Here is a 20,963-nt window from a genome sequence, read left to right on the forward strand (position 1 = left end):
GGCCCCACGGACCGCCCTCTCGAATATTCTCAGACATGTCCGTTCGCGGATCAGATGCCCGCGATGACCTTGTCGGCCAATGCCTTGTCGGCTTCGGCGTCGTGCTTTTCTGCGATCAGCTTGCGGCTTGCAGCCGTGGCAGCGTTGACGGCACGATTGCGCACATCTTCTACTGCCTCGCGCTCGGCAGCGGAGATCTTGTCTTCCGCCATCCGCTTACGGCGCTCGACCATTGCCTTGCTGTCGGCTTCGGCCTTCTCGAGAAGGGCATCCGCCTCATGCTGCGCGTTGGCGAGCATGGCTTCAGCATCCTTTTCGGCGCCGGCGATCTTGTCCGCATATTCCTGGCGCAGCGTTTCGGCTTCGGCGCGAAGTTGTTTCGCCTCGTCGAGCTGCTCCTTGATGGCGGCGATCTTGCCGTCCAGCCCACTGCCGATGGACTTGTGTACCTTCGCGCCGAAAAACGCGATCAGCAGCAGGACGAACATCGCGACCGAAACGATCTGAAACGGCGCGAGACCGAACAGTTCGGGTTCGGAATGCGTCGGTGCACCGCCATGCCCCGCCTCGACGAAGGTGTCGGCAGATTCGGTGGCGAATACTTCCGGGGCGACATTAGCCATGGTTCATCGCCTCCTTGACGGCCTTGGCGGCTGCAGGCTTGGTCACCTTGGCACCGGCCAGGCGTGCCACGATATCCTGCGCAGCCTCGACGGCAACCGATTCAACCTCGGTCAGCGCGGCAGTGCGGGCTTCGGCAATGCGGGTTTCGGCTTCGGCCAGCTTCTTGTCGAGGCGCGACTGAGCCGCTTTCAACTTGCTCTCGGATTTGGCGGCTGCCTCATCCTTGGCCTTGGCGACGATTGCCTGCGCAGCTGCGCGGTTCTCGTTCTCACGAACCCGCCACGCTTCTTCTTCTGCGTCGGCTGCATCACGAGCAGCCTTTGCGGCGGCAAGGTCTGCAGCGATCTGGCCATCGCGCTGGGCGACGGTTTCCATCACCTTGGGCACCATGCCGCGGCCGATGACGAAGAAGGTTATGCCGAAGAAGACCAATAACCAGAAGACCTGGCTGGACCATGTTTCGGCAAGCTGTGCTATCTGGGGCATTGCAGCTCTCGAAAGGCGGGTACGAAAATTCGTGGGCCGGCCGGGGTTATCCCGACCGGCTCAAATCCGATTGCGTCGATTAAGCGACGAAGATCAGGATCATGGCAACGACGAACGCCAGCAGGCCGAGAAGTTCGGCAGCGGCGAAGCCGATGAACAGGCGGCCCTGCTGGCCGTCGGCAGCACCCGGATTGCGCAGAGCGCTTTCGAGGAACGAACCGAAGACGTTACCAACGCCGATCGCAGCCATACCGGCACCGATTGCAGCGAGGCCAGCACCGATGAGCTTTGCAGCTTCCATTTCCATGACAAACTCCTTTGGGAAATCAGATTGATTAATTGAAGACTAGTGAAGGTTCTCGGCGTCGTTGATGTACAGCGACGTCAGAAGAGCGAAGACATATGCCTGGATGCCTGCAACCAGCAGTTCCAGCGCACAGATGCCGATCATGAGAAGGAAGCTCGGCAAGCCGACGACGCCGCTCCACAGGATGCCCGCGTTGGTACCGTCGATCACGAAGCTCGACAAGACTTCGAGCAATACGTGTCCGGCCATCATGGCCACGAACAGACGCAGCCCGAGGCTGAACGGGCGCACCATGAACGAGATGAACTCGATCGGCGCGATGATCGGGATCATCGGCAGCGGCGTGCCATGCGGCACGAACAGGCTGAAGAAATGGAGGCCGTGCTTCCAGAAACCAACCAGCAGGACGATCGCAAAGCTGATGATTGCGAGCACGCCGGTCACGGTGAAGTGGCTGGTAAAGGTGAACGGGTGGAGCCCGATCACGCCCAGCGGCATCAGACCGAGGATGTTGGCGAAGAGGATGAACATGAAGAGGCTGAAGACATAGGGCACATATTTGCGGCCCGCCTTGCCGATATTGGCTTCCAGCATATTGTCGATGAAACCGGTGAAGGTCTCCACCGTCATCTGCCAGCGCCCGGGCACCAGCTCGCGCTTCATGCCACCCAGCACGAAGATGAAGAGCACCACGGTGGTGATCAGCATCCACAGCGCGGAATTGGTGAAGGCGATGTTGTAGCCGGCGATTTCCCAGCCACCCGAACCGGCGAGCGGTTCGATGGTGAACTGATGCATCGGATCGACTTTGGCCTGCTCGGCTACCACGTCTCTACTAGTCCCTAGATCCTGTAACTAACGCCCCGGAAGCCCCACGACGGGATCATTCTTCGGGGCGCTGGTTTGCCGCACGGATAATGTTCCTGAAGGCGACCACTATTCCGAGGAACAGGCCGACCAACAGACCCCATGGATTGGTCCCCGTGAAATACCCGATGGCATAACCGATGACCGCACCACCAAGAAGCCCCCCGAGAAGATCCGCAAGAACCCGGTTACCGCTGCGATAGTTCGCATCGGCCCCGGAAGCCTTGGGAAGGTTACGCTGTTCTTCGCGCTGCTGGGCGGCTGCAAGCCGCTTTTCCAGCGCATCGATCCGCGCGTCCTCCTCGATTGGTTCCCGTGCGGGTTTGTCGTCGCTCATGCCTTGCTCCTTTGAAGGGGGTTGCGCGGCACGCGCAGGGACTTGCCCGCCAAGGGCGCCGCCCCCTTAGAAGGGGGGGTGTGGCGAGTCAACACGAGGAAGGTCCGGAAAGAGCCGTCGTGTCGCAAAAAAGCCTCTCGCTCCCGTATCTGGAGCAAGAGGCCGTGAAAGAGTGCGAGGTCCGAATCCTACGGGCAGCGCGGATCGCGTTGCGGAGCGCCCGCACCGCGGGTTTCCCAGCTGCCGTTCGGCGCCTGGTATTTCTCGCCCGGCTTGGTGGCCAGGATCGCCTGGCAACCAGCCGTCAGCGCATATTCCTCGAGCGTCGCATTGTTCGCCTTGGCCCGATCCGAATAAACGGCTCGGCGCTTGATATTGATATCGTTGACGATCTTGCGCAGCGCGGGCGTTTCCGCACCCACGATGCCGAGATAGCCATCCATCTTCTCGCCGATCTCGCCATCCGCGCGGGCAGCGGCATAGGCAGGGTCGCGCTGCGCGAAAGCTGGCGCTGCGAACCCACCGAATGCCGTAGCCACGGCTGCTGCCGCGAGAACCGATTTCGTTATCTTGTTCATCATGTCACCCATCAGAAGATATCCGCATTGTCCTCTATCGTATTGCCCGCATCCTCCGCGAGCCGATAGATTACTTCCTGGCGGATGTTGACGTTCAGCTCGATCACGATCGGCTTTTCGGGCGCATTCACCGTTATGCATCCCCCGAGCGCGACTGTGACAAGCATGGCGGCAGCCATCCTCCCGGTCAATTTGGCATGGTTCATAGCCCTCACTCGCTTTCCTGCTCCTGAATGGTGGGTTCATCCGGAATGATGTCGTCCGGACCGATTTCGGGTGGCGCTTCCTCGCCAGTGATCGAGCGCCTCAGGAAACGTGTTCCGTCGTCGGACAGCAGACCCAGTTCGCGTGGATCGCGTACTGCGGCCGGATCGTACAGCGATTTCAGGCTGGTCATCAGCTGGTAGAACTGCGCCTTGATGTTGATACGGAATTGCAGCGGCAGTGCAGCTAGTCGCCGCGTAATGAAATTCGATTTGGCGCCCTTGCCCTGGCTCACGCCGTCGAACCGCACCCGCGTAACGATCTCGCCCGTCAGGGGGCCTTCCATGACCACTCGCATCTGCGTGTAGTCGAGGCTCTTCAGTGCATCGAAGGCGAAGTTCGCGATGGGCGAAAGATCCTCGTAGGTCAGATCGCCCACATAGGAAATGTTCCCCCCTGGCGGCCGGGATATCAGCACGCCGGTATCGATTCGTCCGTTGCCCGCGGCATCGAACACGATCGGCACCGTTCCGTCGAAAAGTCCGGTGGCGGATATGTTCTCGAGATCCATCTGCGTCATGAACACGGCCGCATCCAGGCCGACGATCTCGAACAGGTAACGGCGCTCTTCGCTGACCCCTAGATTGAGGTCGACATCGCGCAAGATCAGCTGTCCGCCCATGAAGGGCCAACTGCCCCCGGAAACCGCCAGCAACTCGCCATTGCGCAATTGAAACTCGACCTCGCCATCGAAGACCTCCACGCCGGGATTTACCGATGCGACACGGATCTTCTGGCCCGGTGCGGTCGTCAGATTCAGCAGATCGACGAACTCGATCGTGCCACTGGCGCCCTCGACAGGCCCGAACGCTGCGGCGAAATCCAGATCATCGCTCGAAAAGCTACCCGTGCTCTTGATGGTGCCGTTCGGTGCCCAGTCGATCCGGCCCGTGCCGGTCACGATGCCTTTGGTGTTAGCGATGACGCCCAGCGCAAGACGGGAAATCTCGCCCGGCTGAAGCTCGTCGTCCAGCTGCAGCCCAGGAACATCGAGATCGGCACGACCGGTACCGCTCTGCAAATCGTGGCGAATGTCCACGGTTGTCACCAGCCGGTCGCTTGCGGGATTTCGCAATTGTGCCTGCGCGGCGATGACATTGTCGATCAGTATCAACCTGGCATCGCGCGCGATCAGCGGCTCGAACCGGGGCGAAGCATTGCGGTCCACCAATGTGAAGTCGGCACCATTGATTGTCAGCCGACCGTCGGCGAAACGCCAGTTCCCCTCGGCCTTGTTCAGATCCATTGGCACGGCCGCCAGCATCACGTCCGCATCCGTGAACGTCCCTGCGATATCGTCGCCGAACCTCGCCTCCAGGCCAGACACGTTGAAGCGGCTGGCCGTCTCTACAGGGCCCAGCGATACTTCGATTTCACGAGCCGTCATGACGCCGGGATAGGCAAAGCCGACCGGTCCCGACGCAAGTCGGATCGGGGTTTCACCGAGATGGCCCTGCAGATCGAGCGATGGCGCCCCCGCGGCTATGCGAATTCCGTCAGCGCCCGCGTTCACGATTGCCCGGCCCCGTGCAGGACACAGCGTCAGCCCACGCTTTTCGAATGAAAGATTGGCCAGTTCGAGACGGTCGAACCGGATATCCGTGCACGAGCGCCACAAGGCGATGTTCCCACCCTCATAGCGTCCGTCGACGGGCAACAACAAGTTGGTCGCCGCCCCGCCCGGCAGCTTGCCACTTGCCAGAACCCGGCCCGAAAATCCAAGGGCGCCGCCGCTTTGCTGGGCGATGGTCATTTGCGGCACGGCAAGGGCGGAATCGTCTGCTTCGTACCGCTCCATCGCCAGGCGGAAAATCGAACTGTCGCCCTCGCCTCGCTCCATCCGGCCAGATATGCGCGGCATATCGGCGCCGCCGGTCGCGATATTGCCTGCGATCCTCGGCGTGTCGCCGCCCCGGGACGCGATTTCGACGCGCGATAGGGAAACCAGCCGCGCACCGCTTCCGCCGCGCAGTTCTGCCCTTGGCGCGAACAGGGAATAGGTGCCGGGTTCTGTCCTGATACGCAGGTCGGCGGATAGCGCGCTTCCGCGGGTCTCGGCCTGCAACGCATTCGCCATTTTGCGAGTCAGCGGCGCGATCAGCGTGCCATCGCCGGTTTGCGCCAGCGCCTCGACTGCCGCGACCAGGTCGCTGCCGAGCCGTAGACCATTGCCTTCAAGATTGCTCTCGACCTGAACGCGCTTGAACCCTTCGTTTGCGCGTAGCTGTCCATCTGCCGTGAGCACAGCCGCCAGTGCCTGCGGCGTTTCGACACCGCGGGCCGCCAGTGAAAAGCGGGCGGTGGTCGACTGGTCGCGGATCTGCGCGCGAATCGTGCCGATGATGGCCGCAGCAGAATTCTCCGCGAACCGCGTGTCACCGCCTTCGATCCGTGCCTCGATCGACGGATTGCGCAGGCGATTGTCCGCCTCGACGGTCAGATTCATCTCGTATTCGGCCAGATCGAGGTCCTGCGCTTCGCATTTCAGAGAAGCGAGCCGCACCGGGCCGACGAATTTCGGTTCGCCGGACGTGCTGGTTATTTTTCCATACGCGCTGGTCCGACCGGCCTCACAGCCCGGCAGCCGAAGGTTTGGCGCAATCGCAGCAAGCGTCCCGTCCCAGCCATGGCTGGCCAGTCCCGAACCGACCATTTTTAGCCCGACGGGGCCATAATCCGTTTCGATCAGCCCACGTCCATCGCGTATTGCGACATTCAGATTGGGAAGCCCGCCCGGACCCTCGCTCGGCGCAAATATCAGCGCGTCGAGCGAGCCGAAGCTCAGTTCGTTATTACGGTACGTTCCGAAAAGACGCGGCTCGACCAGGGTGACGCTGCCGATCTCCGGCACGCCCAGCCGGTGGCGCAATTGCACGATGATTCGCTTGGCGGTAAAGTCCGGCGCATCCGGATCGCCAAGGACCACGTTTGACAGTTCCTGCGTCTGGCCGCCCACATGATCGATAGTGTACGTCGCGGGGATATTGTTGGCTTCGAGCTGGTCGCGAATAATATCGTCGACAATGCTTTCGCGCGAAAACCATGCGGCGATCCCTGCAGCGATCAGCAGGGCAAGCAGAACACTCGGAATAGCCCAGCGTTTCTGGCGCCATCTCGCGCGCCGGATGGAATCGGCGCCCTCCGCCATGGCATTGTCGTCAGCGTCCCGCTCCATCGAACCCCACTTGCGCCAGCAGCCCGTGAAAGGCAATGCAAGTGGTCGAAACGCCGTGCATGGGGGAATGGTTGCCGGAGGAATCGAATAATTCGGCGGGCCATGCGGGTGCCGGTCATCGCGCTCGACTGCGCGATCGACTGCTTACCGGCGGGCCCGAAGCGCTCGCCGATTACGAGCTGCTCGAATTCCTCCTGTTCGCAGCGATCAGGCAGGGCGACACCAAGCCGCTGGCCAAGAATCTGATCGCCCAATTCGGGTCTTTCGCCGCTGTTCTGGCTGCAGATCCGCAGGCTTTGAAGCAGGTCAAGGGCATGGGCCAAGCGAGCGTGGCCGCGCTTCATGCCGTCAGCCTCGCGACCAGGCGGATGGCGCGCGGGGCGGTGCAGGACAAACCGGTACTGGGCAGCTGGCAGGCTCTGCTGGACTATCTCGCTGTCGATATGGCCCATCTCAACCACGAACGGGTGCGCGTCCTTTATCTCAACGCGCAAAACCGCCTCATCCTCGACCATCACTTCGCCGAAGGGTCGATCGATGAAGCGGCCATCCACCCGCGTGAAGTCATCCGCAAGGCGTTCGACATCGGCGCAACCGCGCTGATCCTCGTGCATAATCATCCCAGCGGAAATCCCGAACCAAGCCGTGCGGACATCGCCATCACCGCCCGGATCGCAGAAGCCGGTCGCCTGCTCGGCGTTACCGTACACGACCATGTAATCGTTGGTCGCAGTGGCCACGTCTCGCTGCGTGCCAAAGGTCTGATCTGACCGATCCGCTTATAAGAAGCGTAATAAGCGTGCGCCTGCGCCTTGCCACGGGCCGCCGCCTTGCCTAGCGCGCTGCGCAAACAGCCGCCAACTCCGGAGTTCACCATGGTCCCCCGCTACGCCCGCCCCGAAATGACCGCCCTGTGGGAGCCGGAAGCCAGATATCGCATCTGGTTCGAAATCGAAGCGCATGCGACCGAAAAGCTCGGCGAACTCGGCGTTGTCCCGGCAAGCGCGGCCAAGGCCCTGTGGGACTGGTGGGCCACCAACCCCACAATCGACGTCGAAGCGATCGACGCGATCGAGGCCGTAACCAAGCATGACGTGATCGCCTTTCTCACCTGGGTGGCGGAAAACGTGGGCGAGGAGGCGCGGTTCATGCACCAGGGCATGACCAGTAGCGATGTCCTCGACACCACGCTGGCTGTACAGCTTGCCCGCTCGGCCGATATTCTGCTGGCCGATCTCGACGCGCTGCTTTCGGCAATCCAGCGCCGTGCGGAAGAACACAAATACACACCGACCATCGGGCGCAGCCACGGCATCCATGCCGAGCCGGTGACCTTCGGCCTCAAGCTGGCGCAGGCCTACGCCGAATTCGACCGCTGCCGCCGGCGCCTGCTCGCCGCGCGCGAAGAAATCGCCACCTGTGCCATCTCGGGTGCGGTCGGCACCTTTGCCAATATCGATCCCCAGGTCGAAGAACATGTCGCCGAAAAGCTCGGCTTGTCGGTCGAGCCCGTGTCGACCCAGGTCATCCCGCGCGACCGGCATGCCATGTTCTTTTCCACGCTCGCCGTCATCGCCGGGTCTATCGAACGGCTGGCGGTCGAAATTCGGCATCTCCAGCGCACCGAAGTGCTCGAGGCGGAAGAATATTTCTCGCCCGGCCAGAAGGGATCGAGCGCCATGCCGCACAAGCGCAACCCGATCCTGACCGAAAACCTCACAGGTCAGGCCCGCATGATCCGCGCCTATGCCCTGCCCGCGCTCGAGAATGTGGCCCTGTGGCACGAGCGCGATATTTCGCATTCCTCGGTCGAACGCTTCATTGGCCCGGATGCCTGCATCACGCTCGATTTCGCCCTCGCCCGCCTCACCGGCGTGATCGACAAGCTGCTGATCTATCCCGAACGCATGCAGGCCAACATGGACCGCATGGGCGGCCTCATCCATTCGCAGCGTGTCTTGCTCGCCCTCACCCAGAACGGCGTCAGCCGCGAAGATGCCTATCGCCTCGTCCAGCGTAACGCGATGAAGGTCTGGGAATCGGACGGCAGGCTAATGCTGCTCGATCTGCTCAAGCAGGACGAGGAAGTCACCGCAGCGCTCAGCGCCGAACAGCTGGAAGAACGGTTCGACCTCGAATACCACTTCAAGCATGTCGACACGATCTTCGAACGCGTGTTCGGCTAGACGAGCGCGCGCTTGCAGCCTAGCAAGGCCTGCATAGCCAATTAGGGGAGCTCCCGATGCAGATCGTACGTACTATCGTTTGGGTCCTGCTGCTGTTTTCGCTGCTGGCATTCAGTTTCTTCAACTGGAAATCGGTCGAAGTTCAAATCTGGTCGAACTTGGTGCTGGAAACCAAGCTGCCGGCGCTTGTCATCGTGTCCTTCCTGCTGGGCCTATTACCCATGTGGTTGCTCCACCGCGCCAGCGCATGGCGCGCCAGGCGGCGGATAGCTGCGCTTGAAACGGCCACGCACAAGATGTCCGCGCCAGCCGCTACCCCTACACCGACGGCCACCCCGCCGGTATCGCCGCCACGCGACGATTTTGCACCCCAGTCTACCAATCCGGTCGATCCCGAACCAACGAAGCCCTGATGTCCAATCCGATCTATCTCGCACTCGACGTCCCGCAACTGAACGACGGGATCGACCTCGTTAACAAGGTCAAGGGACACGTCGGCGGGATCAAGCTCGGGCTGGAATTCTTCTGTGCGCATGGCGCACATGGCGTGCACATGATCGGGCAGCTCGGCCTGCCCATTTTTCTCGATCTCAAACTGCACGATATTCCCAATACCGTCGCAGGCGCCATGCAGGCGATCCACGTGCTCGAACCGGCGATCGTCACCGTTCATGCAGGCGGCGGCCGCGCGATGATGGAAGATGCCAAGGCTGCAGCTGGCGAAAATACCAGGGTCGTCGCCGTGACCATGCTGACCAGCATGGACGAACGCGATCTCGCACGCACCGGCATCGAAGGCAGCGCGCATGATCAGGTCATGCGTCTCGCACAGCTTGCCAACGATGCAGGCCTCGACGGGATCGTGTGTTCGGGGCAGGAAGTGAAAGCGGTCCATGACCAGTGGCGGGACGGCTACTTCGTCGTACCCGGCCTGCGCCCTGCCGGAAGCGCGGTCGGCGATCAGAAACGCGTCGTCACACCGCGCCAGGCGCGTGATCACGGCGCCAGCGTGCTGGTGATCGGGCGTCCGATCAGCCGTGCGGACGATCCTGCGCGGGCCGCGCGCGATATCGAAGCCACGCTGTAACGGCGCGCTTCATGGCAGCCGCAATCAAGATCTGCGGGATTTCTACGCCCGAAACGCTCGACGCTGTCCTCGATGCGCAGGCTGACCACGTCGGCTTCAATTTCTTTCCGCCCAGCCCTCGCCACCTCGGCCTCGCCGAAGCATCGGCGCTCGCCGCGCGCGCCGGGCCGCGCATTTCCAAGGTCGGCGTGTTCGTCGATCCGGACGACGCCGCCCTGCGCGATGCCATATCGGCCGCGAAACTCGACGCGGTGCAGTTGCATGGCGGCGAATCTCCCGCGCGCAGCGCCGCGGTCAGGGCGCAGTTCGATCTCCCTGTCTGGAAAGTGATCCCGGTGGCCACCGCCAGCGATGTCGTCAGGGCTCAGGCTTATACCGACGCGGCTGACTTCATCCTGTTCGACGCCAAGACGCCGAAGGACGCTCAGCTCCCCGGTGGGATGGGGCTACGCTTCGACTGGGGCCTTCTTTCCGGCATCAGCATGTCGCTGCCCTGGGGTCTTGCCGGCGGTTTGTCGCCCACCAATGTCGCGGGTGCGATCGCCGCAACCGGTGCCCCGCTGGTGGATACGTCCAGCGGCGTGGAAAGCGCTCCGGGTGTGAAGGACATGGACAAGATTGCCGCCTTCTGCAAAGCGGCGCGGTCTGTATGACCGAACACGCAAACTCCTTCCGCAATCAGCCCGATGAACGTGGCCACTTTGGCGATTACGGCGGCCGTTATGTCGCCGAAACGCTGATGCCGCTGATCCTCGATCTCGAACGCGAATATCGCAAAGCTCAAGCTGACTCGAGCTTTAAGGCTCAGTTCGACGATTTGCTCGAACACTATGTCGGCCGTCCCTCCCCGCTCTATTTCGCGGAACGGCTGACAGAGGCGCTCGGCGGCGCGCAGGTCTGGTTCAAGCGCGACGAGCTCAATCACACCGGCGCGCACAAGATCAACAATTGCATCGGGCAGATCCTGCTCGCCATGCGCATGGGCAAGACCCGCATTATCGCCGAAACCGGCGCCGGCCAGCACGGCGTCGCCACGGCTACCGTCTGCGCACGCTTCGGCCTGCCTTGCGTCATCTATATGGGCGCGACCGACGTGGCCCGTCAGCAGCCCAATGTGTTCCGCATGAAGCTGCTGGGCGCCGAAGTCGTGCCCGTCACCAGCGGCGCGGCAACGCTCAAGGACGCCATGAACGAAGGGCTGCGCGACTGGGTCGCGAATGTCCACGACACCTTCTACATAATCGGCACGGCTGCCGGCCCCCATCCCTATCCGGAAATGGTGCGCGATTTTCAGAGCGTGATCGGCAAGGAAGCGCGCGCACAGATGCTCTCGCGCATCGATCGCCTGCCCGACTTGCTGGTGGCAGCCATCGGCGGCGGCTCCAATGCGCTCGGGCTGTTCCACCCCTTCCTCGACGATCCGGATGTAAAGATGCTCGGCGTCGAAGCGGCGGGTTACGGCCTCGACGGGGATCAGCATGCAGCATCGCTGCTTGGTGGGTTCCCCGGCGTGCTCCACGGCAACAAGACCTACCTGCTGCAGGACGATGACGGCCAGATCACCGAAGGCCACTCGATCAGCGCGGGTCTCGATTATCCCGGCATCGGCCCCGAACATGCCTGGCTGAAAGACATGGAACGCGTCGAATACACCGCCATCACCGATGACGAGGCGCTGGATGCTTTCCAGCTCCTCTGCCGGACCGAGGGCATCATTCCCGCGCTCGAGCCCAGCCATGCCATCGCAGCAGTCGCCAAGCGTGCCAAGACCATGCCCAAGGACAGCGTGATCCTCGCCAACCTCTGTGGCCGCGGCGATAAGGACATCTTCACCGTGGCGGAAAAGCTCGGAGTTGAGATCTAGCCCTCGCTCCGAACGATGGAGGTGCCTCGTGCTGGTTTACGCATACCCACTCATGCAGGCTGTCCTACACGACTGCATTCATGCGATGGGGCTTTGATGACGCCTAATCGTTCCTTGCAGTGCAAACCCGGATACGCCCTGATGGCGCCAGCCAGTTTTTTCTCCCTTGGACTGTGTAACACCCGGTCCATGTCTCAGACTTCTGCCAAGCTAGATGAACGAACCTGACACCATGAACGCCTCGAATCGCCTCTCCGCTGCCTTCGCCAAGCCTCACCCTGCGCTGGTCTGCTTTCTGACCGCCGGTGACGGCGACACCGCCGCCAATCTCGACGCGCTGGTCGATGGCGGCGCGGACGTGATCGAACTCGGCATGCCCTTTACCGATCCCATGGCCGATGGGCCGGCCATCCAGGCGGCGAATATCCGCTCGCTCGGCAAAGGCACCACCACGGCCGATGTCCTCTCGATCGCAAGCGGCTTTCGCCAGCGCCATCCCGACGTTCCGCTGGTGCTGATGGGCTATGCCAATCCGATGGTCCGGCGCGGACCGGAATGGTTCGCCTCTGCCGCCATGAACGCGGGCGTCGATGGCGTGATCTGCGTCGATATCCCGCCCGAAGAAGACGATGCGCTCGGCCCGTCCCTGCGCGATGCCGGGATCGCCCCCATCCGCCTCGCCACACCGACAACCGACGACCGCCGCCTTCCCGCCGTGGTCGAAGGTTCCGAAGGCTTTCTCTATTACGTCGCGGTCGCAGGCATCACCGGCATGCAGCAGGCAGCGATTGAATCGATCGAAGCCAATGTCGCCCGGATCAAGCAGGCCACCGACATTCCGGTCGCTGTCGGCTTCGGCGTCCGCACACCCGAACAGGCCGGCGAAATCGCGCGCGTGGCAGATGGCGTCGTGGTGGGCTCGGCGCTGGTCGAACTCGTGGCAGAACATGGCGCCGATGCTCCGGCCCGCCTGCGCGAACTGACATCGAAGCTCGCCGGCGCTGTTCGTTCGGCCCGCTGAGCGGGTCCGACCGCTCTTCCACCCGGAGACGATCAGCCCGCCCGGCAAAGAGCAATTTGATTTTCCTAGGTATTCTGCCGACTATTTGAGCTTTGCTGCAACAGGACTATAGGCTTCAACTATGAACTGGTTCACCCGCGTCCGCAATTCGATCACCTCGCTGTCCAAGCGCAGCACCGACAAGGATCTGTGGGTCAAATGCCCCAGCTGTCAGCAGATGGTGTTCGCGCAGGAATATGAAGACAATGCCTATGTCTGCCCGCGTTGCGATCACCATGGTCGCATCGGCGCGGACGAACGCCTGCGCCAGTTGATGGACGAAGGCTTCGAAGTTCTTCCGATCCCCGATGTGAAGGAAGATCCTCTCAAGTTCCGCGACACGGCAAAATACACCGACCGCCTGAAGAAGGCGCGCGCCAAGAGCCCGCACAAGGACGCCTTCCTCGTTGGCTCGGGTGCGATCGATGGCAAGCCCGCGGTGGTCGGGGTGCAGGATTTCGGCTTCATGGGTGGCTCCATGGGCATGGCCGTAGGCACCGCCTTCTGCCAGGGTGCGGAACGCGCGCTGACCCGGCGCTGCCCTTATATCGTCGTCACCGCTGCTGGAGGCGCCCGCATGCAGGAAGGCATTCTCTCGCTCATGCAAATGCCCAAAGCGACCGTGATGACGCGCCGCCTGAAGGAAGCTGGCTTGCCCTATATCGTGGTGCTGACCGATCCGACTACCGGCGGCGTGACGGCTAGCTACGCCATGCTCGGCGATATCCATATTGCCGAACCGGGCGCACTGATCGGCTTTGCCGGGCAGCGCGTCATTCAGGACACGATCCGCGAGCAGTTGCCCGATGGCTTCCAGCGCGCCGAATATCTGCACAAGCATGGCATGGTGGACATGGTGGTCCATCGCCGCGACCTCAAAGCAACGCTGGCGACGCTGCTCGATTACCTCACCCCGGCCAAGGCTGCCTGAGGCACGGCATGCGGGACTTCGCCCGCTCTGACAGTCCGGCAGTGCAGCGACAGCTCGACCGGCTGGCCGCGCTGTCCATTCCAGAAGGCAGGCTTGGTCTCGATACGATCCGCGCGCTGCTGGACAGGCTCGGCAATCCGCACCACCGCCTCCCGCCCATCTTCCATGTCGCCGGAACCAACGGCAAGGGGTCGACCTGCGCCTTCCTGCGCGCAATGCTCGAGGAGCAGGGACATACGGTCCATGTTACTACGAGCCCGCACCTTGTGCGGTATAACGAACGCATTCGCCTCGCAGGAACTCTGATCGATGACGACCGGCTGGCCGAACTGCTCGCCGAAGTGCTCGATGCAGGCAAAGATCTCAGCCCCAGCTTTTTCGAAGTCACGATCGCCGCAGCATTCTCCGAATTCGCCCGCGTCCCCGCCGATGCCTGCGTCGTGGAAGTCGGCCTGGGCGGACGCTTCGATGCGACCAATGTTCTGGAACCCGAAAGCGTCGCCGCCTGCGGCATCGCATCGCTCGGCATCGATCACGAACGCTTCCTGCTCACCCCGGAAGAAGGCGCTCCGACGGAGCCTATCGCGCGCATTGCCTTCGAAAAGGCTGGCATCGTAAAACCGGGGGTTCCACTCGTCTGCCTGTCCTATCCAGCCGATGCACGCGCCCAGATCCAGACCGCTGCGGAGCGGGCAAAAGCGCAGCTGGCGCTGCTCGATTACGACTGGGACGTCGAAATCGGCCTCGGCCTCAGCTATCGCGACCGGCGCGGCAGCCTGAACCTGCCCCGCCCCGCATTGCCCGGCGATCATCAGGCGCTGAATGCCTCGCTGGCCGTGGCCATGCTTCGCCATCAGGACAAGCTCCGGATCACGCCCGGGGCCATCGCTCGCGGGATGGGCCAGGCGCGCTGGCCAGCGCGCCTTCAGCGCCTTTTGGCGGGTCCGCTGGCCGGTCAGCGCGAAGTCTGGCTGGATGGCGGGCACAATGCCGATGCGGGCCGCATGTTGGGCAGGCACTTTTCGGGCCGACGCCTGCATCTCATCATCGGCATGCTGGAAAGCAAGGATCCCGCGGCCATCATCACGCCGCTGGCGGATAGCCTGGCCAGCATTTCCGCCGTTGCCGTGCCGGGCCATGACTGGCATCCGCCTGAAGCCTTTGGCGACCATGCGGCGGCGCAAAGCGATGTCGCGGCGGCTCTCGCCAGCCTGCCCGAAGACGGTCTGCCGGTGCTGATCGCCGGATCGCTCTATCTCGCCGGGGACGTTCTCCGGCAGAACGGCGAGCTACCCGACTAGATCGCCCGGCGCTCCCGCCAAGCTCATTCGGCTGGCTCAGCGGCTCCGGCCTCGGGCGCAATAATGCCGGCATCATCCTTCGCACGGCTGACTCGCCACCATTCGATGCATACCAGCACTGCTGCCCCCAACCCGATCCACGTCGTCAGTATGAAGACGTCGTAATAACCCTGGTTCTCGATCATCTCGCCCAGTGCCCCGCGGCCGAGCGTCCCGACCAGCAGTGTCAGGGACGACAGAAGCGCATATTGGACTGCGCTGAACTTCTTCGACACGATCGATGACAGCCAGGCGATATAGGCCGCGCCCGCTATACCGATCGCCAGGTTTTCGAAAGCGATGGTGATAGTCAGTCTGGCCAGATCGGCATCGCCGATACCCGGCACCTGCTCGATCAGATAGGTAAAGCCTATTGCATCGCTGAACGCCTGCATATTCGCACCGCCGATGGCCATGTCGGCATACAGCAAGTTCGTCAGCGCTGCGAGGATACCGCCGATCAGCAGTGTTGCCATCCGCCCGATGGTGGTCAGCATCAGCCCCCCCAGCGCCAGCCCCGCGATGATTGCCCCAACGCCGAAGAACTTGGACGCGAAGGCCACGTCGTCATTGGTATACTGCAGCTCGCCCAGATAGAACGGATACGCAAAAGTACCCCAGATCGCATCGCAGATCCGATAGGTCAGCACGACGGCCAGGATCAGCACCAGCGACCAGCCCAGGCGGCCCACGAATTCCACCAAGGGCAGCACCAGTGCACGGTAGAGATGGTCCAGCGCATACGCAGTTCCGCCCACGGCCGGTGCATCTTCGGCAAGCAGGTTCCGCCCCTGCTTCTGCTGGCTCGACAGCCAGCCTGCGATCAGTGCGGGCAGAATGATCGTCGCCACGATGATCCACGGCCCCCATGTGAGCGTAAAATCGGTCGGATTGGGTCGATCTTCGGGCGCATACGTCATCGACATGATCATGAAGGCCAGCACGGCACCGATGGCCAGTGCCCATAGAAGCGCAACGGCGGCCAGTGCGCGGTTCCGCACGGAAGGTACCAGTTCACCTGCCTTGCGCAGCGCCCGAACCTGTTCGTCGCCCTCCGTCAGTTCGGCCGCGCCTTCCGCATTCGGAGCGAACAGGCCGACCGCGCCGACGAACAGCAAGATGCCGCCCATCATCATATAGGTTTCCGGCCAGCCGATCCGCGCAGCGATAATCAGGCCGAGCGCGCCGCCCACCAGAGAGGAGAGGCGATAACCCATCTGGTAGACGGTGGAGAGAATGTCGATCGTCGCCACTTCGTCTGCGACATCGATGCGCCATGCATTGATCGCGATATCCTGTGTCGCACTGGCAAAGGCGCCGATCCCTGCGAGCAGCGAGAACATGCCGAGCTGCGTTCGCGGTTCGAGCACGCTCATCGTCACCAGGATCGCCCCCAGCAGAAGCTGCATCGGGATGATCCATTGCTTGCGCCGGCCCAGCTTTCGCAGCAGCGGAATGTCGACCTTGTCGATCAGCGGCGACCACAGGAACTGGAATGCGTAAGCCAGCCCGATGAGCGAGAAGATGCCCATCGTCTCGAGGTCCACATCCGCCTCGGTCAGCCAGGCAAACAGCGTGCCCAAGAAAAGTGCGAACGGCAGCCCGCTGGCAAAGCCGAACAGCAGCATGAAGCCGGTCTTGCGGTTGCCGAGCGCCAGACCAAGCGCTCGCCAGGCTGAAATCTTTTTCTTATGTTCTGCGACCGCGGCCATTCCCTAGCGTCCTTCCTATCGGGCGTGTAATTTGCAACACTAACGGAGTGTGAGAGAGAGGAACAGGCGTCATGAGCGATGTCGACACCAAACATTCGGCGCGGCGACCAACCGACGGCATGCTGGCTTTGGCGAAGGACATCGCAGACGGGCGCATGCGCGATTCCTCGCAGGCTACCACCGTCCCCGCCAGCGTCTACACCGATCCCGGATACTGGGCGCGCGAGAAGGCCGCGATCTACGACCGGCTGCCGCAGATCCTCGCCCCGTCGGCGCTGCTTCCGGACCCCGGGATGGCAGTCCCCCACGATGCAACCGGGCGCCCCCTCCTGATCACGCGCGATGGCGACGGCACGGCCCGCGTATTCCTCAACGTCTGCCGCCACCGTGGCACCCGGCTGGTGGAAGGCGCCGAGGTGCAATGTACCAAGAAGCTTGTCTGCCCCTACCACGCATGGACCTATTCGGTGGACGGGCGATTGCTCGCCCTGCCCCGGCCCGACACCTTCCCGGGCCTCGACAAGAGCGACTACGGCCTTGTCGAACTGCCCAGCAGGGAGACCGGTGGCCTGATCTGGTTCTGCCCGCAGGACGGCCCAGCCGATTTCTCGCTGGCGGAAGAGATCGGACAGGATTTCGATGCACTAGGCATGGGCGACCAGGTCCTGTTTCGCCGCAAGACGCACGAGGTCGCCGGTAACTGGAAGCTCATCATGGACGCCTTTCTGGAAAGCTATCACGTCACGCGCCTGCATGCGAAGACCATCGGCCCCTTCTTCAAGGATGGCGCCACCAGCGGCGATATGATCGGCCCCCATTCGCGCAGCGCTGTGGGGCGGCTCGAGGAAATGGAAGGCATCGATCTGGAGGATATGGCGCAGCTGCGCCGTGTGGTGACCTTCGCCTACCAACTTCTGCCGGGCGCCCTCATCATCCCCAGCCCGGACTATATCAATGTCATGGTGATGATGCCGCAGGCGCACGACCGCACGCTGGTCGAAGATTTCATGCTCATTCCGGAACACCCCGCGACCGACAAGGCGCGCGACCACTGGGAACGCAGCTGGGCCCTGCTCGATGGCGGCGTGTTCGCCGGTGAAGATTTCCGCGCGGCCGAGCTCGGGCAGCAGGGGCTCGCCACGGGGGCGGTCCCGCACCTCACCCTCGGTACACTCGAAGGCGGCATCCGGCGCTATCACGAAACCGTCGAAGAGGCCCTGCGCGCCGCCAACTGACGCGCTCCCCGCGCTGGCCTCTGCTCAGCTTGCGCTTCCGCTTGGGCGGGGTTGTGTGTAATGGCGCGCCCATGGCCGACAATCGATTACCAGAAGAAGGCGACCGGATCGCCAAGTTACTCGCCCGTGCAGGCATAGCGAGCCGTCGAGAAATCGAACGCATGATCGCCGACGGTCGCGTGTCGATCGACGGTAAGGTTCTGACCACACCTGCCGTCAAGCTGAACAACCTCAACGGTGTGACCGTGGACGGAAAAGCCGTTGCCCAGGCCGAAGCGCCGCGCCTCTTTGCGTTTCACAAACCCTCGGGCCTCATCACGGCAGAACGCGACCCCAAGGGCCGCCCGACCATCTACACGGCGCTGCGCAACGCCCTGCCCAAGAATGCCGGCCGGGTCATGCCCGTGGGGCGCCTCGACTTCAACACCGAGGGCCTGCTGCTGCTGACCAATGACGGCGAGATGAAGCGCGCGATGGAACTGCCGTCCTCCGGCATTCCCCGCACCTATCGCGCGCGCGCCTTCGGCGACATCACACAGGCGCAGCTCGACGAATTGATCGAAGGTATCGAAATCGACGGCATTCGCTACGGCCGGATCGAAGCCGATCTGGAACGCGGATCGGGCAAGAACCGCTGGGTTCAGATGACACTGACCGAAGGCAAGAACCGCGAAGTTCGCCTCGTGCTCGAACATCTCGGCCTGCAGGTCAATCGCCTGCTGCGTGTCGGCTACGGTCCGTTCGAACTGGGCGAACTTGCCCGCGGACAGGCGGTGGAGATCCGTCAGGCGGACGTCGAACGGTTCCGCAAGCAATTGACCCGGGTCCGCAAATGAGAATCATCGCAGGCGAATGGCGCGGCCGCAGGCTGACCGCTCCGCCCGGAGAGGTGACGCGCCCGACGGCGGATCGCACGCGCGAAACGCTCTTCAATATGCTCGCAAGCAGGCTCGGATCGTTCGAAGGAGTTAACGTTGTCGACCTGTTCGCTGGATCGGGTGCGCTCGGGCTCGAAGCGCTATCGCGCGGCGCTGCGTCCTGTCTCTTCGTCGAACAGGATGCCGATGCGGTAAAATCCATCCGGAAGAATATCGAGTCCCTCGACGCGAGGACACGCACGACCGTCCAGCAGGCCTCCGTGATGAGCCTCGGTCCGGCTAAGGCCCCACACGACCTGATCCTGCTCGATCCGCCTTACGATACCGGAGCAGGCCATGTCGCCATCGACCGACTGACGCGTCTGGGATGGATCGGCCCGGCAACTTGGGTCGCGCTGGAAACCGGGGCAAGGGAAGAGCGCGAACTGCGCGGCCTCGAAGTCGTGGCGGACAGAAAAATGGGCAAGGCGAAGGTATCTCTTCTCCGCCTTGCCCAATGATTTGATCCAGACCGATTACATCGGATCGGTGGCTGCATCCGTTTCGGGTTCGACCGGCGCGGTAGTGTCGCCCATCGGATCGGCCGGTGCCGTAGTATCAGCCATCGGCTCGGTAGGGGATGACGGTGCGGTTGTTGCGGGCGCAGTGGTTGCCGGTGCAGTCTGGGCTGCAGCCTGAGCTTCGATCTGAGTCCAGGCCTGCGCCTGCTGCTCGGCACTAAGGGCCGTGATCGTCACCTTGTTTTCGTCTGAAATCCGCCAGAACAGTTCCTGACGCTCCGGTGTAAGGTCCCAGTAATAGGCTTTTACGTCTTCCGGCCAGGCGTCGAACTGGGTCTGCTGCTCGGTCGGCCATCCGTCATAGGAAACCTGTTGTTCGGCCGTCATAGCCGTGGACGGGGTCGTCGCAGCATCGGCAGTGTCGGTTTCCGCTGTCATGTCCTGTGCAACAGCCGGGATAGATACGGCAGCAAGTGCGCCGCCAGCTATGTAATAGAATGTCTTACGCATCATTGGTCCTTTCGTTTGGCCACTGGGCCGTCCTGAGGCACAATTCGCATGTGCTCGATTATGGGGGATCAACGGACGGTGCAGGGATTTGGATGCGGCTCGAACGCAGCCGCGGACCGGTTTGTCGTAAAATGTGCTCAAAATGCGGCAAGCTGCGCCTCGCCCCGTAAGATCATTTCGAGGAAAACCCGCTAATACCATGATGAGAATACGAAAAGGGGCGGGAACACCATGGTGTCCCCGCCCCCTCCAAGCGTCGCGCTGCCAGCTTCGGGCGCGCGAGCGGAAAGCCTGTTGTTATGAACCTGGCTTGGTCGCAGGCAGTGGCTCGTCGATTTCACTCGCGGGCCTGCCCGGCCAGTATTCGAGCGGACGGGTGCCAGTTTTGTTCTTTTCCCAGCTGTTGATGCAACCATCCTGCTGATCGCCGCGGCAGACGGGCACGTCTTCACCCGATGCAGCCGCATAACCCGAAGGGGTTGCCTGCGTGACTTCCTTGCTCACGAACCGCGGCGCGGCCGAACTCGTGGACGCACCGGCGGTCGTCGCAGTACGCGCTGTTGCCGTGCTGGACGGGGCAGAAGTGGTCGCAGCCGGGGCAGCGCTCATCTGCGAAGAAATCTGCGTCCACGCCTGCGTGCGGGCTTCAGGCGTCATTTCATAAATGCGCACGCGCTGATCGTCCGTCAGCACCCACCAGCCTTCAACCTGCGCCGGGGTTAGCGTCCAGTAATATTCCTGCACCTCGTCAGGCCAGGCGTCATAGGTCGTCTGCCGCTCGGCAGGCCAGCCGTCATACATCGTCTGCTGCTCGTCGGTCAGGACATAGACCGTACCGTCGGCATCTACTGCCACGTCCTGCGCGATGGCAGGAACGGCCGTAAAGGCAATTGCTGCGGCGCCGGCGAAAATAAGATTACGCATAGGAGAAGTCTCCATTATCGTTGTCATTGTCCGTCTTACGCAGGAAACGGGTCGTCGGTTCCAGAGGGGGGCCATGCGCAGGGCTTGTGTTCTGCCTT

At 62.5% G+C, this 20,963-nt stretch carries 23 protein-coding genes; 12 read left to right on the top strand and 11 right to left on the bottom strand.

The window, feature by feature from the left end; translation table 11 throughout:
• Window positions 1-50: 50 nt before the first annotated feature.
• From AC13F2_RS14660 to AC13F2_RS14695, 8 genes are all read right to left on the bottom strand, one after another.
• Complete coding sequence (locus tag AC13F2_RS14660) at window positions 51-623, bottom strand: F0F1 ATP synthase subunit B family protein (protein ID WP_196845954.1); 573 nt, start codon at window positions 621-623, stop codon at window positions 51-53.
• Window positions 616-1,110 (bottom strand): F0F1 ATP synthase subunit B family protein, encoded by a 495-nt coding sequence (locus AC13F2_RS14665; RefSeq protein WP_103023618.1) that lies wholly within the window; start codon window positions 1,108-1,110, stop codon window positions 616-618. Before AC13F2_RS14665 ends, AC13F2_RS14660 begins: the two co-directional genes overlap by 8 nt.
• A 79-nt stretch (window positions 1,111-1,189) precedes the next feature.
• Entirely contained in the window at window positions 1,190-1,417 is a 228-nt protein-coding gene (locus AC13F2_RS14670; protein ID WP_006832363.1) for a F0F1 ATP synthase subunit C, read from the bottom strand.
• 39 nt (window positions 1,418-1,456) lie between these two features.
• Window positions 1,457-2,245, bottom strand: coding sequence for a F0F1 ATP synthase subunit A (locus tag AC13F2_RS14675; RefSeq protein WP_255407933.1), 789 nt, complete (start codon window positions 2,243-2,245; stop codon window positions 1,457-1,459).
• 55 nt (window positions 2,246-2,300) lie between these two features.
• Window positions 2,301-2,621, bottom strand: coding sequence for an AtpZ/AtpI family protein (locus tag AC13F2_RS14680; protein WP_103023617.1), 321 nt, complete (start codon window positions 2,619-2,621; stop codon window positions 2,301-2,303).
• A 188-nt stretch (window positions 2,622-2,809) separates the two neighbouring features.
• Window positions 2,810-3,202, bottom strand: a complete 393-nt coding sequence (locus AC13F2_RS14685) for a YdbL family probable chaperone protein (RefSeq protein ID WP_221598516.1) — start codon at window positions 3,200-3,202, stop codon at window positions 2,810-2,812.
• 8 nt (window positions 3,203-3,210) lie between these two features.
• Window positions 3,211-3,378 (bottom strand): YnbE family lipoprotein, encoded by a 168-nt coding sequence (locus tag AC13F2_RS14690; RefSeq protein ID WP_369828432.1) that lies wholly within the window; start codon window positions 3,376-3,378, stop codon window positions 3,211-3,213.
• Between the two features lie 32 nt (window positions 3,379-3,410).
• Window positions 3,411-6,638, bottom strand: a complete 3,228-nt coding sequence (locus AC13F2_RS14695; protein ID WP_482965643.1) for an intermembrane phospholipid transport protein YdbH family protein — start codon at window positions 6,636-6,638, stop codon at window positions 3,411-3,413.
• A gap of 59 nt (window positions 6,639-6,697) precedes the next feature.
• Between AC13F2_RS14695 and radC the strand changes: the two genes are divergently transcribed.
• The 9 genes from radC to AC13F2_RS14740 all read left to right on the top strand — a co-directional run bounded on the left by radC (window position 6,698) and on the right by AC13F2_RS14740 (window position 15,067).
• Complete coding sequence (gene radC, locus AC13F2_RS14700; protein ID WP_375246675.1) at window positions 6,698-7,408, top strand: RadC family protein; 711 nt, start codon at window positions 6,698-6,700, stop codon at window positions 7,406-7,408.
• A 105-nt stretch (window positions 7,409-7,513) separates the two neighbouring features.
• On the top strand, window positions 7,514-8,824 hold the full coding sequence (purB, locus tag AC13F2_RS14705; RefSeq protein WP_482965644.1) for an adenylosuccinate lyase: 1,311 nt from the start codon (window positions 7,514-7,516) through the stop codon (window positions 8,822-8,824).
• A gap of 56 nt (window positions 8,825-8,880) precedes the next feature.
• Window positions 8,881-9,237 (top strand): DUF1049 domain-containing protein, encoded by a 357-nt coding sequence (locus tag AC13F2_RS14710; protein WP_475211846.1) that lies wholly within the window; start codon window positions 8,881-8,883, stop codon window positions 9,235-9,237.
• Window positions 9,237-9,911 carry an orotidine-5'-phosphate decarboxylase gene (pyrF, locus tag AC13F2_RS14715; protein ID WP_397490863.1) on the top strand — a complete coding sequence of 225 codons (675 nt, stop codon included), beginning with the start codon at window positions 9,237-9,239 and terminating at the stop codon, window positions 9,909-9,911. Before AC13F2_RS14710 ends, pyrF begins: the two co-directional genes overlap by 1 nt.
• A gap of 11 nt (window positions 9,912-9,922) precedes the next feature.
• A complete protein-coding gene (locus AC13F2_RS14720; protein ID WP_482965645.1) occupies window positions 9,923-10,564 on the top strand; it encodes a phosphoribosylanthranilate isomerase in 642 nt (213 codons plus the stop codon).
• On the top strand, window positions 10,561-11,775 hold the full coding sequence (gene trpB, locus AC13F2_RS14725; RefSeq protein WP_196845950.1) for a tryptophan synthase subunit beta: 1,215 nt from the start codon (window positions 10,561-10,563) through the stop codon (window positions 11,773-11,775). Before AC13F2_RS14720 ends, trpB begins: the two co-directional genes overlap by 4 nt.
• A 232-nt stretch (window positions 11,776-12,007) precedes the next feature.
• Window positions 12,008-12,796 carry a tryptophan synthase subunit alpha gene (gene trpA, locus AC13F2_RS14730; protein WP_196845949.1) on the top strand — a complete coding sequence of 263 codons (789 nt, stop codon included), beginning with the start codon at window positions 12,008-12,010 and terminating at the stop codon, window positions 12,794-12,796.
• 121 nt (window positions 12,797-12,917) lie between these two features.
• Window positions 12,918-13,766: an acetyl-CoA carboxylase, carboxyltransferase subunit beta gene (accD, locus tag AC13F2_RS14735; protein WP_103023608.1), complete on the top strand. Its 849-nt coding sequence runs from the start codon at window positions 12,918-12,920 to the stop codon at window positions 13,764-13,766.
• 8 nt (window positions 13,767-13,774) lie between these two features.
• The gene (locus AC13F2_RS14740; RefSeq protein WP_482965646.1) at window positions 13,775-15,067 is read left to right on the top strand and encodes a bifunctional folylpolyglutamate synthase/dihydrofolate synthase; all 1,293 of its coding nucleotides are present in this window, start codon (window positions 13,775-13,777) and stop codon (window positions 15,065-15,067) included.
• 23 nt (window positions 15,068-15,090) lie between these two features.
• On the opposite strand, the gene AC13F2_RS14745 is transcribed toward AC13F2_RS14740, so the two are convergent.
• On the bottom strand, window positions 15,091-16,818 hold the full coding sequence (locus AC13F2_RS14745) for an AmpG family muropeptide MFS transporter (protein WP_482965647.1): 1,728 nt from the start codon (window positions 16,816-16,818) through the stop codon (window positions 15,091-15,093).
• Between the two features lie 71 nt (window positions 16,819-16,889).
• On the opposite strand from AC13F2_RS14745, the gene AC13F2_RS14750 reads away from it, so the two are divergent.
• From AC13F2_RS14750 to rsmD, 3 genes are all read left to right on the top strand, one after another.
• Window positions 16,890-18,053 (top strand): aromatic ring-hydroxylating oxygenase subunit alpha, encoded by a 1,164-nt coding sequence (locus AC13F2_RS14750; protein WP_375246671.1) that lies wholly within the window; start codon window positions 16,890-16,892, stop codon window positions 18,051-18,053.
• 71 nt (window positions 18,054-18,124) lie between these two features.
• Window positions 18,125-18,889 (top strand): pseudouridine synthase, encoded by a 765-nt coding sequence (locus AC13F2_RS14755; RefSeq protein ID WP_482965648.1) that lies wholly within the window; start codon window positions 18,125-18,127, stop codon window positions 18,887-18,889.
• The gene (gene rsmD, locus AC13F2_RS14760) at window positions 18,886-19,431 is read left to right on the top strand and encodes a 16S rRNA (guanine(966)-N(2))-methyltransferase RsmD (protein ID WP_482965649.1); all 546 of its coding nucleotides are present in this window, start codon (window positions 18,886-18,888) and stop codon (window positions 19,429-19,431) included. The genes AC13F2_RS14755 and rsmD overlap by 4 nt, the downstream gene beginning before the upstream one ends.
• A 15-nt stretch (window positions 19,432-19,446) precedes the next feature.
• Here the strand turns inward: rsmD and AC13F2_RS14765 are convergent, their stop codons facing one another.
• Both AC13F2_RS14765 and AC13F2_RS14770 read right to left on the bottom strand, forming a co-directional pair.
• The gene (locus AC13F2_RS14765; RefSeq protein WP_482965650.1) at window positions 19,447-19,941 is read right to left on the bottom strand and encodes a hypothetical protein; all 495 of its coding nucleotides are present in this window, start codon (window positions 19,939-19,941) and stop codon (window positions 19,447-19,449) included.
• A 297-nt stretch (window positions 19,942-20,238) separates the two neighbouring features.
• Window positions 20,239-20,865, bottom strand: coding sequence for a hypothetical protein (locus AC13F2_RS14770; RefSeq protein WP_482965651.1), 627 nt, complete (start codon window positions 20,863-20,865; stop codon window positions 20,239-20,241).
• Window positions 20,866-20,963: the final 98 nt, after the last annotated feature.

It is taken from the genome of Qipengyuania sp. L-5Y (genome assembly GCF_056859455.1).

Bases quoted from the DNA above. Each gene is read 5' to 3' on its own strand.
- AC13F2_RS14710 (WP_475211846.1), top strand. From the start codon at position 8,881: ATGCAGATCGTACGTACTATCGTTTGGGTCCTGCTGCTGTTTTCGCTG.
- accD (WP_103023608.1), top strand. From the start codon at position 12,918: ATGAACTGGTTCACCCGCGTCCGCAATTCGATCACCTCGCTGTCCAAG.
- rsmD (WP_482965649.1), top strand. From the start codon at position 18,886: ATGAGAATCATCGCAGGCGAATGGCGCGGCCGCAGGCTGACCGCTCCG.
- AC13F2_RS14665 (WP_103023618.1), bottom strand. From the start codon at position 1,110: ATGCCCCAGATAGCACAGCTTGCCGAAACATGGTCCAGCCAGGTCTTC.
- AC13F2_RS14765 (WP_482965650.1), bottom strand. From the start codon at position 19,941: ATGCGTAAGACATTCTATTACATAGCTGGCGGCGCACTTGCTGCCGTA.
- AC13F2_RS14680 (WP_103023617.1), bottom strand. From the start codon at position 2,621: ATGAGCGACGACAAACCCGCACGGGAACCAATCGAGGAGGACGCGCGG.
- AC13F2_RS14740 (WP_482965646.1), top strand. From the start codon at position 13,775: ATGCGGGACTTCGCCCGCTCTGACAGTCCGGCAGTGCAGCGACAGCTC.
- purB (WP_482965644.1), top strand. From the start codon at position 7,514: ATGGTCCCCCGCTACGCCCGCCCCGAAATGACCGCCCTGTGGGAGCCG.
- AC13F2_RS14690 (WP_369828432.1), bottom strand. From the start codon at position 3,378: ATGGCTGCCGCCATGCTTGTCACAGTCGCGCTCGGGGGATGCATAACG.
- AC13F2_RS14685 (WP_221598516.1), bottom strand. From the start codon at position 3,202: ATGATGAACAAGATAACGAAATCGGTTCTCGCGGCAGCAGCCGTGGCT.
- pyrF (WP_397490863.1), top strand. From the start codon at position 9,237: ATGTCCAATCCGATCTATCTCGCACTCGACGTCCCGCAACTGAACGAC.
- AC13F2_RS14755 (WP_482965648.1), top strand. From the start codon at position 18,125: ATGGCCGACAATCGATTACCAGAAGAAGGCGACCGGATCGCCAAGTTA.
- AC13F2_RS14770 (WP_482965651.1), bottom strand. From the start codon at position 20,865: ATGCGTAATCTTATTTTCGCCGGCGCCGCAGCAATTGCCTTTACGGCC.
- AC13F2_RS14720 (WP_482965645.1), top strand. From the start codon at position 9,923: ATGGCAGCCGCAATCAAGATCTGCGGGATTTCTACGCCCGAAACGCTC.
- trpA (WP_196845949.1), top strand. From the start codon at position 12,008: ATGAACGCCTCGAATCGCCTCTCCGCTGCCTTCGCCAAGCCTCACCCT.
- AC13F2_RS14670 (WP_006832363.1), bottom strand. From the start codon at position 1,417: ATGGAAATGGAAGCTGCAAAGCTCATCGGTGCTGGCCTCGCTGCAATC.
- AC13F2_RS14695 (WP_482965643.1), bottom strand. From the start codon at position 6,638: ATGGAGCGGGACGCTGACGACAATGCCATGGCGGAGGGCGCCGATTCC.
- trpB (WP_196845950.1), top strand. From the start codon at position 10,561: ATGACCGAACACGCAAACTCCTTCCGCAATCAGCCCGATGAACGTGGC.
- AC13F2_RS14660 (WP_196845954.1), bottom strand. From the start codon at position 623: ATGGCTAATGTCGCCCCGGAAGTATTCGCCACCGAATCTGCCGACACC.
- radC (WP_375246675.1), top strand. From the start codon at position 6,698: ATGGGGGAATGGTTGCCGGAGGAATCGAATAATTCGGCGGGCCATGCG.
- AC13F2_RS14750 (WP_375246671.1), top strand. From the start codon at position 16,890: ATGAGCGATGTCGACACCAAACATTCGGCGCGGCGACCAACCGACGGC.
- AC13F2_RS14745 (WP_482965647.1), bottom strand. From the start codon at position 16,818: ATGGCCGCGGTCGCAGAACATAAGAAAAAGATTTCAGCCTGGCGAGCG.